General features: G+C 45.0%; 13 protein-coding genes. 5 read left to right on the forward strand and 8 right to left on the reverse strand.

All coding sequences use genetic code 11. The features are described from left to right. Nucleotides 1-89: 89 nt before the first annotated feature. Nucleotides 90-1,475 carry a formimidoylglutamate deiminase gene (locus OCU74_RS10550; protein WP_087479688.1) on the forward strand — a complete coding sequence of 462 codons (1,386 nt, stop codon included), beginning with the start codon at nucleotides 90-92 and terminating at the stop codon, nucleotides 1,473-1,475. Between the two features lie 39 nt (nucleotides 1,476-1,514). On the opposite strand, the gene OCU74_RS10555 is transcribed toward OCU74_RS10550, so the two are convergent. Next, nucleotides 1,515-2,129, reverse strand: a complete 615-nt coding sequence (locus OCU74_RS10555; protein ID WP_087479689.1) for a tRNA-uridine aminocarboxypropyltransferase — start codon at nucleotides 2,127-2,129, stop codon at nucleotides 1,515-1,517. Between OCU74_RS10555 and rrtA the strand changes: the two genes are divergently transcribed. Then, a complete protein-coding gene (rrtA, locus tag OCU74_RS10560) occupies nucleotides 2,091-2,687 on the forward strand; it encodes a rhombosortase (RefSeq protein WP_087479690.1) in 597 nt (198 codons plus the stop codon). The genes OCU74_RS10555 and rrtA overlap by 39 nt on opposite strands. Here rrtA and OCU74_RS10565 read toward each other — a convergent pair. After that, on the reverse strand, nucleotides 2,638-4,038 hold the full coding sequence (locus tag OCU74_RS10565; protein WP_087479691.1) for an aminotransferase-like domain-containing protein: 1,401 nt from the start codon (nucleotides 4,036-4,038) through the stop codon (nucleotides 2,638-2,640). The genes rrtA and OCU74_RS10565 overlap by 50 nt on opposite strands. 102 nt (nucleotides 4,039-4,140) lie before the next feature. Here OCU74_RS10565 and OCU74_RS10570 point away from each other — a divergent pair, with 102 nt between their 5' ends. Further along, nucleotides 4,141-5,028, forward strand: coding sequence for an EamA family transporter (locus OCU74_RS10570; protein ID WP_087479692.1), 888 nt, complete (start codon nucleotides 4,141-4,143; stop codon nucleotides 5,026-5,028). A gap of 70 nt (nucleotides 5,029-5,098) precedes the next feature. Here OCU74_RS10570 and OCU74_RS10575 read toward each other — a convergent pair whose 3' ends face one another. Beyond that, the gene (locus OCU74_RS10575) at nucleotides 5,099-5,980 is read right to left on the reverse strand and encodes a GNAT family N-acetyltransferase (protein WP_087479693.1); all 882 of its coding nucleotides are present in this window, start codon (nucleotides 5,978-5,980) and stop codon (nucleotides 5,099-5,101) included. 147 nt (nucleotides 5,981-6,127) lie between these two features. Between OCU74_RS10575 and OCU74_RS10580 the strand changes: the two genes are divergently transcribed. Beyond that, nucleotides 6,128-6,427 (forward strand): hypothetical protein, encoded by a 300-nt coding sequence (locus OCU74_RS10580; protein ID WP_143693109.1) that lies wholly within the window; start codon nucleotides 6,128-6,130, stop codon nucleotides 6,425-6,427. Nucleotides 6,428-6,464: 37 nt separating this feature from the next. On the opposite strand, the gene OCU74_RS10585 is transcribed toward OCU74_RS10580, so the two are convergent. Beyond that, nucleotides 6,465-6,905, reverse strand: a complete 441-nt coding sequence (locus tag OCU74_RS10585) for a YcgN family cysteine cluster protein (protein WP_087479695.1) — start codon at nucleotides 6,903-6,905, stop codon at nucleotides 6,465-6,467. A 197-nt stretch (nucleotides 6,906-7,102) separates the two neighbouring features. Between OCU74_RS10585 and OCU74_RS10590 the strand changes: the two genes are divergently transcribed. Beyond that, nucleotides 7,103-7,399 (forward strand): YkgJ family cysteine cluster protein, encoded by a 297-nt coding sequence (locus OCU74_RS10590; RefSeq protein ID WP_087480114.1) that lies wholly within the window; start codon nucleotides 7,103-7,105, stop codon nucleotides 7,397-7,399. A gap of 180 nt (nucleotides 7,400-7,579) precedes the next feature. Here the strand turns inward: OCU74_RS10590 and OCU74_RS10595 are convergent, their stop codons facing one another. Genes OCU74_RS10595 through OCU74_RS10610 form a run of 4 tightly spaced genes read right to left on the reverse strand, consistent with a single transcriptional unit; the run spans nucleotide 7,580 to nucleotide 11,908 of the window. Next, nucleotides 7,580-8,755: a 3-deoxy-7-phosphoheptulonate synthase gene (locus tag OCU74_RS10595; protein ID WP_087479696.1), complete on the reverse strand. Its 1,176-nt coding sequence runs from the start codon at nucleotides 8,753-8,755 to the stop codon at nucleotides 7,580-7,582. Nucleotides 8,756-8,771: 16 nt separating this feature from the next. Then, entirely contained in the window at nucleotides 8,772-9,218 is a 447-nt protein-coding gene (locus OCU74_RS10600; protein ID WP_087479697.1) for a PNPOx family protein, read from the reverse strand. Further along, nucleotides 9,211-10,485, reverse strand: coding sequence for a condensation domain-containing protein (locus OCU74_RS10605; protein WP_087479698.1), 1,275 nt, complete (start codon nucleotides 10,483-10,485; stop codon nucleotides 9,211-9,213). The genes OCU74_RS10600 and OCU74_RS10605 overlap by 8 nt, the downstream gene beginning before the upstream one ends. 13 nt (nucleotides 10,486-10,498) lie before the next feature. After that, nucleotides 10,499-11,908 carry an MFS transporter gene (locus OCU74_RS10610; RefSeq protein WP_087479699.1) on the reverse strand — a complete coding sequence of 470 codons (1,410 nt, stop codon included), beginning with the start codon at nucleotides 11,906-11,908 and terminating at the stop codon, nucleotides 10,499-10,501. Nucleotides 11,909-11,940: the final 32 nt, after the last annotated feature.

Below are 11,940 nucleotides of genomic sequence, written 5' to 3' on the forward strand. Positions count from 1 at the left end.
TAACAGGATAGGCATAGACAAGGATTATGCTTGTATATACAAGATAGATTCTGATAGACTCACAGCAACTCAGAAATCAGGAAAGCATAATGACTGACAAGGAAGCAAATACTGTTATTTTTGCTGAACGTGCATGCCTGCCGACTGGCTGGCAGCACAACGTTGTTCTGGAAATTATCAACGGCGAATTTACCCGGGTTTCTGCCAATGCTGAGCCTCCGGGTGGTGCACTGCATATGCAAGGGCCGGTTCTGCCGACGATGGTGAATGTCCACTCACACGCTTTTCAGCGCGTCATGGCAGGTATGGCGGAAGTCAGTCTGAATCCTGATGACAGTTTCTGGAGCTGGCGTGACTTAATGTACAAAATTGTAAGTCGGCTCTCCCCACAGCAGGTCAACATCATCGCAACTCAGTTATATATCGATATGCTCAAAGCCGGATATACGCAAGTTGGTGAATTTCATTATCTGCATCATGACCCGTCCGGTAAACCTTATGCTGATCCGGCAGAAATGTCTTATCAGTTACTCGATGCTGCCGAACGTTCCGGGATAGGAATGACACTACTGCCGGTGCTGTACCGTTACGCCGGTTTTGGCGCTCAGACTCCGGATTCCGGACAAGCCCGTTTTATCCATTCATCAGAAAGTTACCTGAAACTACAGCATCAGCTTACTCATACCATGCGGGATCACAGCCGCCACCATCTTGGGATCTGCTTTCACTCATTACGGGCAGTCAGTCCACAACAGATTCAGGAGGTGCTGGCTGAGCTTGATGCCGGTCAGCCAATACACATTCACATTGCAGAACAACACAAGGAAGTTAGTGACTGTGTTCACTGGAGCGGACAACGCCCGGTAGAATGGCTCGACAGTCACATCGGACTGAATGAACGCTGGTGCCTGATTCATGCAACACATCTGGATGGCGGAGAAATTCACAGAATCGCAAACAGTGGTGCGGTTGTCGGATTATGCCCGAGCACAGAAGCCAATCTGGGTGATGGTATTTTCCCCGGTGTCGACTTTACCCGGGCCGGAGGACGATGGGGAATCGGCTCGGACAGTCATGTCAGTCTGTCTATTGTTGATGAATTGCGACTGTTGGAATACAGCCAGCGCCTGCGGGATCAACAGCGCAACCGCTTGTACAGTGACTCACAAAATAGCGTCGGTGATTACCTGTATGCTCAGGCTTTAAGCGGTGGTAGTCAGGCTTGTGGCGTGAAGTTAGGACTGACTGCCGGATGTCGTGCCGATTTTATGGTCTTAGACTCAAATCATCCTTTGCTGATGGCAAGTCAGGCTCCGGATATCATCAACCGCTGGCTATTCGCCTGTAATGAGAACCTGATTAAAGATGTCTTTGTCGCCGGAAAACAGTGTATAAAAGACGGGCATCATGAACTGGAAGACCGTAGCCGCCAACAGTTTGCTGATGTCATTAAGCAGGTCATTTATCACGCATAATACCAATCCGGATAAAAATGTGATCTAAATGAATATGGCTCAGTCAGATGCCGGATAGCGATCTCTCACTTCCGGCGGCATCTGTGCCAGCTGAAACTGAATCATCTGCTCAAAGCTGTGCAGCAGCGGGCTGAAATCCAGATGAGGTTGCCATGCCGACAACAGATGATACCCGGCTTCAACAGTTGAAAGACAGTTGTCCCGGGGCGCTTTGCGGATCCGGTAATCCCCTTGCAGAGATTCCGGCAGATGCAGTCTGGGAAGTGAATGCAGATTGGTCGATAACTGCCACATTTTATAGGCTTTTTTCCAGGTTCCATCGAGCAGAATCACCCGTCTTCTCTGCTGCTCTGTTTGTGGCGGTTCAATAACACCGACACATTCTGAATCATCTCCGGGATATAACACATAATGGCAAACATCAGGCTCACGGAGTAATGCATTCAGCTCATCGTGGTCCGTGAAGTTCTCCCCAACCAGACACTGGGCATTTTTCAGTGATAAGGTCAGTATTCTTGCCGTTCCGGCTGGTTTACGGACTTCAGTCGGATGTTGAAGAATGATAAGCTCAACCGCTGATGATAGCGGAACAATTGTGGAGCAAAGACAGGCCTTATGCGCTTTTTGACACTGAATACAATAACGAGATCTCATCTGTATCTTGCCCTTGTTCTGATCAGTTTCATCTGTATCCTCGCTCAGTTTTCTCCGTTGGCAGATACTCTGGTCTGGGATCATCAGGCTATCTACGCAGGTCAGTGGTGGCGGATCGTAACAGGAAATCTGACCCACACCAATAGGGCTCATCTGTTGATGAATCTGGCTGCATTATGGCTTATTACTCTGATTTTTAAACCCTCCGCCCGCTCACTGCTGATCCGGTTATTACTCCTTTGCGTTTTCGTCGGAATCGGACTGCTCTGGACCTCACTTTACCGCTATGTCGGACTGTCCGGAGCTCTGCATGGTCTGTTTGCCGGTTATGCTCTGACTGAGGCTCTGTCAGGCAGAAAAAGCAGTTGGTTACTGGTGTTAGCCGTATGCGCTAAAGTCATCTGGGAACAGTGTTTCGGCGCTTCGCCAACAACCAGTGCCCTGATTGAAGCGCCGGTTGCAATTCAGGCTCATCTGCTGGGCCTGCTGGGTGGTTTACTGCTCGGATTCAGCGGCTACCGGCAATATCGCCGCCGTTCACATCAGTCAACTGTCTGATAAGTGCGATCAGCCGATCCAGCTCTACCCGGATCGTTTCATCAAACGGATAACCGATATTGATCCGCAAACAGTCCCGGTAACGACCCAGAGAAGTGAACTGTGACCCGACACGGATATCGACACCAGCCTGCAAAGCCGCCTGAGCCAGAGCGTCCGAATCCAGCCCCGGCACCTGTATCCAGAGAACCAGCCCGCCCTGTGGCTGGGTAATCCGGGTGTTTTCCGGCAAATACTGCTGCAAATAATGGCGGTAATCCTGAGTCTGGAGAATCAACTGATGACGCACCATCTTCAGATGCTTCATATACAACCCTGATTCGATAAAGTCAGTCATTGCCAGTTGCATCGGTGTCGCAACCCCCAAAGCGCGCTCGATAAAACTGGCCATAAACCGCCCCGGCCTGCACCAGCCCAATCGGTAGCTGGGTGACAGACTTTTAGAAAACGAACCACACCAGATCATATAGCCGGACTGATCATAATACGTTGCCGGAAGAGAAAAATGGTGCTGCTGAGACAATTCAAAATAAACATCATCTTCAATCACCGGGATCTGATACTGAGCCGCCAGTTGAGCCAGACGCTGTTTCTGTTCGACACTCATAGTAATGCCCTGTGGGTTCATATGTGTGGTACAGAACAGACCTGCCTGTACGCTCCCGGCTTCGAGATGCCAGCTCAGCTGTTCCAGATCAATGCCGTCCTCCAGAGACGGAATCTCGATGATTTTCAATGACATTTGCGCTAATAATTTCAGCAGACCGTTATAGCATGGAGAGCTGATAGCTACCGTATCGCCAGGGTGAGTACACACTTCCAGTGCAGTCCGGACTGCGTCGATACAACCATGAGTAATCACTAACTCATCGGCCGTTAAGGAAAAACCATAGTGACGAAAGTGGCCGACCAAAGCCTGACGCAGCCCCATTTCTCCCTGAAATTCAGGATACTTGGTAATTCGCTCTCCCATGCGTTTGCTGGCCCGCCGGAAACTTCGCTCCAATTCGGTCACCGTTGTCTCGTTCAGAGACAGACAGGACATGCCGAGTGGCCCGGTAAACTTACAGAGAAATTCTTCCTGATAGACCGGGGAAGACTCCCGGCTGATGAAACTGCTCCAGCTCGGAGGCTGCACGACATCACGTGATGAGACAAAAAAACCAGCCTGAGGACGGGATGTCAGCCAGCCCAGCGACTCAAGCTCTTCATAGCAACTGACCGCCGTAGAGACACTCATTTCGTGCTGTCTGGCAAACTGGCGTAGTGACAGCATCCGCGACCCCGGTGTCAATTTGCCGGATTGAATCTCACCGATGATTTTCTCCGCTAATCGCTTGTATCGTGCCATATCACCCTCAACTGTACTGGTTTTTATAACAAAAATTGTATCTGTACTGTTTTAAAGCTTCAAGTCACACTTCCTCTCACAATAAAAACAGCCGGAGGTTATATGACAGGAAAAGATTTTGCGCTCACGCTTTTTGTTACATTTATCTGGGGATTCAACTATTCGATGATCAAGCTGGGTGTAACAACCGTTGACCCGCTGTTAGTCGCTGCTGCCCGTTTCATTTGTGCGGTTTTCCCTTTGATTTTCTTTATCCGTAAACCTGATGTTTCCTGGCGTTATCTGATTGGATACGGCGTTGTTTTTGGTACAGGAATCTGGGGCATGGCTTCCTGCGCCATCACACTCGGCCTGTCAGCCAGTATGGCATCGGTATTGATCCAGACGGATGTACTGACCACTGCTCTGGTTGGTGTCTGGTTATACAAAGAGAAAATTACCTCCCGGATGATGTGGGGCATGCTGATTTCACTGGTGGGTCTGGTCATTTCTATCAGTAATAGCAATGGCAATGTTACTCTGGCAGGTGTCATTCTGATTCTGATTTCAGCGATTTGCTGGCCGCTAGCTGGTGTGATCGTCAGAGCATCCAAAACCAAGACGACTTTCGCATTCAACGTATGGGGAATGCTCTTTGCTCCGGTTCCTCTGATCGCACTCAGCTTACTGATCAATGGATTTGCAGGACTGGCAACAACTTACCAGCAGTGGAACAGCAGTGTCTGGCTTTCGGTGCTGTTTCAGGCTTACCCAACCACCCTGTTTGGTTACTGGATCTGGAACCGGATGGTGCTGAAATATGACATGAATATTCTGGCACCGCTGACCCCGTTAATTACCATGTTTGCTCTGATCGGCGGTTATTTTATGTTCGGGGAACAGCTGTCACTGGCTCAGTGGGTTGCATGTAGTGCTTTCTTAGCCGGTATCTGGCTGGTTATAACACCGGGGAAAAAAGAGAAATTAACGGCAAGCCCGGCAGACGCCTGAACCGACACAAACCATCAGTTATTCTGCTTCCGGGAGCATCACTGTCATATGCTCCCGACATCGTCATGGCTTATCCGATTTCAAAAGAAGTGACACCGTATAACCGTTCCAGAGGTAGTTCCGGTTCCGCCCCCGTATACATCCGGGCAGTTTCAAAAGAGGCCGTCATCTGATGACGTTGTGCCAGCGCAACCGCCTGAGGGTTAACTTCAGGGACATCCAGATAAACTGGCTCAGACGGAAAAGCAAAAGATTTTAATGCCGTAAATAGCTGATCAGCATAATCCGGAGTATCAGCATACAAAGGACCAACCTTATAACCATTCCGGCACTTGCGAATCACACCATAACCGACGACTCTATCCCGGTGTTCAGGCTCATTTTTCAGTAGGACAAATGCCTGACTGTCGGGCTGATTCAGCCAGGTTTTCACAAATGTACGCCGCTGTGCCGGGAAGAATTCACGGTCATAGGCGCAAATATCTTCAAACGCATAGGTTCGGGCATCGACTATCGTTACATCATCCTTCACAGAAGGTACGGCCACTTCGGTTGCAGCCGTACCTTCATAACGAATGTTCCGGTAAGCCAGATGAAACCCTGATTTCCGATAATTTTCCTGCTGAGCAACAACACCATCCAGAGCGATGTTGCGTCCCTGCAATGACTGCATCGCAGCATTCCAGATCTGAATCCCGTATCCCTGCCCCCGATATTCGGGTTTGACGATATAAAAACCGAGGAAAGCAAACTGATTGGTGTAACGAATCGCAGAAATCACCGCAATCGGCTCATCCCCCAGCAGGCCGATCAAAAATCCTTCAGGATCCGCAGCATAATAATTATCTGCATCGTGCAATCCGGGATTCCACCCTTCCTGTGCCGCCCATTCAATCGCAAGGTCCACTTCTTTGCGCGTCATGGTCCTGATTTGATACGGTTCCTTCCACATATACTTTCTCCTGCATATGGATACTGTGCCTCAGTATCTATTGACCAGATAGTGAGTACAAGAATCAATGCTTCAAATAATGATCAATGCAGGATAATGGTTTTCAGAATGATGTAAGATATGTTCTTCGACCAGAAGAATGAAAATATGAAAGAAGAGCAACCTATGAAAACCGGATTAAGACTATTAACTGTTGCCCTCCCTATTCCCACTGTGTTGTGGGTCATGAAAGGTGATCATCCGAAATGGGTGAAATTTTTATCGGTGTACTGGGCGATCTGTACCGCGTTGATTTTCTATAACGCTTATCAAACCCCGGACGGTCTGCAGGCTTATCCCTATTTTATCCTGATCTCACTGGTTGCATTCGGCATATTAAACAGCTTGGTCATGCTGATCAAAAAGCACCTGTACGACAATAGGATTCAAAAAAGATTGTCACGTTAAAGCAGATATATTGCAGCTTTTGACGAGATAATATGACCTACGGTGTATCCGGATGGTTCAGGATATGGTCTTCCCAATTGACCACATCAATCTCATACACCACTTTATTGCGCACGCTTTCTCCGGCGGCATGCATGGCGGATTTTGAACCGGAGATCAATGGATGCCATGACGGCAGAGGCTGGTTCTGAGCGAGTAACCGATAGGCGCAGGTTTCCGGTAGCCAGTGGAACTCGTCAATATTATCACGGGTCAGTTTCAGACATTCCTCACCGGACTGAAACCGGTTCGGGTAATCTTTACAGGCGCAGGTCTTACTGTTCAGCCAGCTACAGGCGACATTGGTGTAATAAACTTCTTCGGTATCTTCATCCATCAGCTTATGCAGACAGCACTTTCCACAGCCATCACACAGCGATTCCCACTCGCTTTCGCTCATTTGATCTAATGATTTGGTTTGCCAGAATGGAATGGTCATGGTTTTACTTCTGTGGTTATGGATCCGGCTACGGGTTATACCTGCCCTTCGTGCAGAGTTCAAGCAGAAACGTATTACTCCCAAGGCTAATTTCATCGATCAAGCATATTATTGAACTAAAAAGTTTTCGTATCATCAACAGTAATATACTACGATACTGCTCTATTCTCTGGAAAACATGATTCATGGGATTTAAGATGCTAATTCACTCCTTTGATGTATCAGATTGGTCTCCTTGCGTATCACAGAAGCTAAATAAAGGTTGTGGTGCTTGTTGTATTGCACCATCAATAAGCTCGCCACTTCCAGGAATGCCAGAAGGAAAGCCTGCCGGTGTACGCTGTGTTAATCTAGACAGTAACAATCTATGCAAGCTATTTGGTCAACCCGACCGCCCTGAGGTTTGTCTTAAATTCACACATGACAACTGGATATGTGGTTCAGGTCCAGCTCATGCCCTTATGCTTTTAACAGAACTTGAGCTGAACACATAACTATGCATCCATAATGGCTAGAAACACAACCAGCATGAACCAACACGATTCATGAGTACGGGCAAAGCTCCCTTTCAATGAAGATGCAATTCTTAACTCAGACACCTTGAAAAAAGATACACAACAAACTCAATTCCCCTCATTCAAATAATGAACACCTTCTTATTCTAAGAAGCATCATTATCCGTTCAATGCTTGCTGCCTGTATCCATAAGTTATTGCCCAACATCTTAGGACATGCATCGCTTGAAACTGAGTCAATCTTGGGTCACATTCGATTTGTGATAATTCATTATCAGTAGGTTCAATTCCTATTCCAAAACATTCAGGAGTACTTCCTGTTTTCGTTTCAAAATGAAGGCCGCCATTACAGGCTCCGTACTTTGCCAACAATAGATTAAATGCCTCGATCTCCGCGACCAGATCTTCTGTCCTTCTGACTTTATATCCTTTATTACATATTGACGTATTTCCATGCATAGGATCACACATCCAAATCACTGGGATATTTGTTTGTAACACAGCTTCAAGTATAGGTTGCAAATCTTGCACTCTATTACGTCCAAATCTCGCAATCAGAGTGAGTCTGCCTGGACGGTGTTCTGGATTCAATCTATGACACAGCTCTTTTATAAAATGGGGGGAAATCTCGCTAGATACCTTACAAGCAATAGGATTATACAACTGAGCAAGAAAATCGACATGGGGACTACCGGGAGCTAATGTTCTCACTCCAATCCAAGGCCAGTGTGTACTAGATAAATACCTTCTCTCACTTTTTGAAATCCGGACAGAACTTCGCTCATAATCAAGTAAGAGAGCCTCATGGCTCATCCATACTTTTCCATTATCAAATGCAATATCCTTAATATGATCTATTGTTGTAGCAGACACTTTATAACTTTGATAAAGCCGCTTCGGATCATGAACTCTCGCAATTTTGCATTGATCAAATCCATTAACATTATCCCCTCTCCATACAGGCAATTCTAAATTACCTACCAACTCGAGGATATTTGATCTTGGTTTGGCAAATTGTCCTGCAATTCGGCCCACGGAAATCACTTCTTTCTGAGTCAGGTGAGCTAACTCTAAAGAAAGCTCGGACAAACATTTTAGTTTATCAGACACTGACTGATAATTGCTATCCGTAAAACGTTCAGCACAATCACCTGCTTGTAGGATTATCGCTTCTCTATTCCACACCTTTTCTAACTGACTATACAAAGAATCAACATCTTCAAAGTTAACCAACGGTGGGAGAATTTTAATAACTTCAACTATCTCGCTTAGTTGGGTTTCACTATGCCAGACTGGTTGCTGCCACTGTGTATTTAGCCGTTCATTGTTTAACATATTAAATTTCTTCTTATTAATTTATTCTAGTGTGATTATCACGTAACCACTCAATTCGATGATGTCTACCCATTGTCATTGAAACCAACTTGATTTCATCAAATGAAATTTTCCATATATCTGACACCTTGTTTTTCAAATAAGGGTATTTTTTTAGATAAGAGCCTTTTGCCACTGTATATCTTTCACCTTCGAGCAAATTTATTACCCCTCTATATTGTATCCCCATGGACTTTAATAATGACAACTTCGAACCAATCGTCCCAGCCACAATGTTATTTTCGGTCATCATCGAGGCATGTCTAGTTTTATGGCTGGTAGATATAATTGCACTAACATCTATTTCATTGAAGCTAAAAATACAACTCGCCGCCCACAACTCTTCTCCAGAAGATACACATAATGTCAGGATTTTATTTTTATTTAAAAATTTAATTAAGCTCTTATCAATATTTTTATTCATAACAAATCTTATTATCCCTCAGCCAGTTTAGATGAAAGTCTATTCTCTCAAGAATATCTTCGACTTTTCTTATAGGAATATTCTTATTCATGTCGATTCGACCAAATGCTACCGGGTCACTATCATCCAATGTAATCTCAAATCCAGACCTGGCAGTACTATTATGAAGAAGAGTTAATTTAACTGATCGTTTATTCTCTAAATAAATTAATTGATTGTTTTTCTTGGAATTCCACGCATTGAATATCTGAGCAAATGGTAGAGAGTAATCTGCTGAACGGGGAGATATTCCATTAGGATATAATTGGCTGCTTGTAACTCGTTGTCTTTTGGATGCCTTCATCAACGCATCATTAGCGGATCGAATATCCTCAAGAAAACTATGACTAGTATCGTAAGTTGTTGTCACTGGGATAGTGCTTGAAAATGGACCTACTGCTCTAAACTCATATGCAGACAACCTATTAGAAAACGGTACACCAGTAATCACAGTGGAAAGATTAGTTACCTCACTCAATGCTTTCTGAAATGCAGCGAAAGTCAGCATAAATGGAGTTACACGATATTCTCGAGCGAGTTGTCGAACCTGATCGGTATTAACCGATAGTGAAAAAGGAAAACTTTCCCCTTCACTATTTGAGTTCACAGTCAGGTTCGCTATTGCGTCAACACCATAAGGTCCCTTCGTCGGATAGATTTCTTGTTTCAGTGACGGATCTATCGATATGCTCTGTTTCTGTTCATACCCTCGCCAGGGAAGAGTCAACTCGGTATGTTTTCCTTGTAATCGCTGTATTATTTCTTCGACTAACAGATCAATCGATGTACCGTCACAAGTAAACGTCCAAAAACCGATCCAAATGTAAATGACATCTTCTCGTTTACCCTTAGCAACTCTCAAACCCGGCCAGTTGACACTATTTGGTATTGTGTCAACAAAGGTTTTGTCATCTAACGTTCCCCCCTCAGAACTCAGACTTTGTTCTAACCAATGAAATAATTCCTCTTCTGTCGGCGCACTACCAACAAGATCACCATCACTGATCACAAAACGAGCTGCCAGGATAGGGTGCCGTGACAGCGTCTTAGCAACAGCTATCACAACCTCTTTCTCATCACATGACGAAAAATCAAGGCGTAGCGACCCACAGTAGCCGCTACCTGATTGATCCAACATGGCTCCGGTCCATTTTTCTTTAAGACAGGATGTAATTTCAATGTTTGTCGTATTAATGAAGTCCACTGGAAAATGATGAATGCAATTCATGTCCTCATATCCTTTATTGATTCGCCAATGACGATGTATTAAGTACGACAGACGAGCGCTTAGAAAGCATCATAAAGAAACCTAACAACATCAACCCTGCACACAGCAGGAATGCTAATGAAAATCCAGATGCTTCTATTGAGGCCAGATTCTCATCACCTGAAACGCTTAAAGCTATCGATACAAATAGAGTTACTCCGAGAACCTGAAGTAGTTGTTGCACTGTATTTGCAATCCCAGCGCCAGCGCCCGCATCAACTTCGGATAAATCACTTGTTGCCAGAGACTGGGCAATAGGAGCGACACAGCCAAAACCAATAGAAGTAACCAGCATAGCTGGAAACATTCCTATCCAGTAAGAGGTTTGATATGCCGCAAAAGCAAACAAAGCAAGTCCAATACTTGAGATAATTAATCCCGTCAATGCTGTAGCTTGGGGACTTTTAGTCTGTGTGAGGTGCTGTGATAAGAATATTCCCGGGAAAAACCCTAAACAGAATGGCAACCAGCTAAATCCTGCTTGCATTGGTGACATTCCTAAAGGTCCCTGAAGAATAAGTACGCCAAGGTAGAATAGGGCACCAGACGTACCTGCTTGTATTGCAATGATTCCATAACCATAAAATCGTGGCGAAGGGGTAAGTAGTCGTTTAGGGATAATACCATCAGATGTATGTTTACACCGGAAAAATACCCCGATAACAGCTAACAGTCCCACTACGGCGACACCAGCTCTCAGTAGCAAATTGCTTTCAATTCCCGAACCAATTACGCCAATAGAGATAGCAGTAACAGCACAAGCAAGCACAAATGCATTCATAATATCTAGTCTGACTTTACTTGCATTCATAAATACAGGGATAGTCAAGCTCGTCACTATTGCGAGAAGAACAATTATAGGTACATTAATACCAAATACCCATCTCCAAGAGAGATATTCGGTAAGTAGACCTGAGACCAGAACACCGATGATAGAACCTAACCCAGCAACACTGGCCCAAATAGCAAATGCTTTGGCACGTTCTTCTCCTTTGGGGAAAACCAGAGAAATAATAGCCAACCCATTGGCTGCAGCTAATGCTTCACCAATACCTTGTCCCGCACGTCCCAATATGAGTACAACTGGACTAGGAGCAATAGCAGCGACAAGAGAAAATAAGGCAAAAAACCATAAACCAACTTTGAATATTTTTAGTACGCCATATGCGTCCCCTAATTTTCCTCCGAGCAAAAGTAATGCACCGGCTGTAATTAAATAAGCATTTACAACCCAAGTTAGTGATGCATCATTTAAATTAAGTTCAGTTTTTATTGCAGGCAGTGCCACATTAACAACTGTAGCATCTAACATCAATATCAATTGTATTGTAGATATGACAATCAATATATGCCATCTGTTAGCGTAAACTGATTCACTTTCCATTTTTATTTCCATTTTGTCATTAAGAATTCATT

The organism is Vibrio mangrovi (genome assembly GCF_024346955.1).
Lineage (GTDB): Bacteria > Pseudomonadota > Gammaproteobacteria > Enterobacterales > Vibrionaceae > Vibrio > Vibrio mangrovi.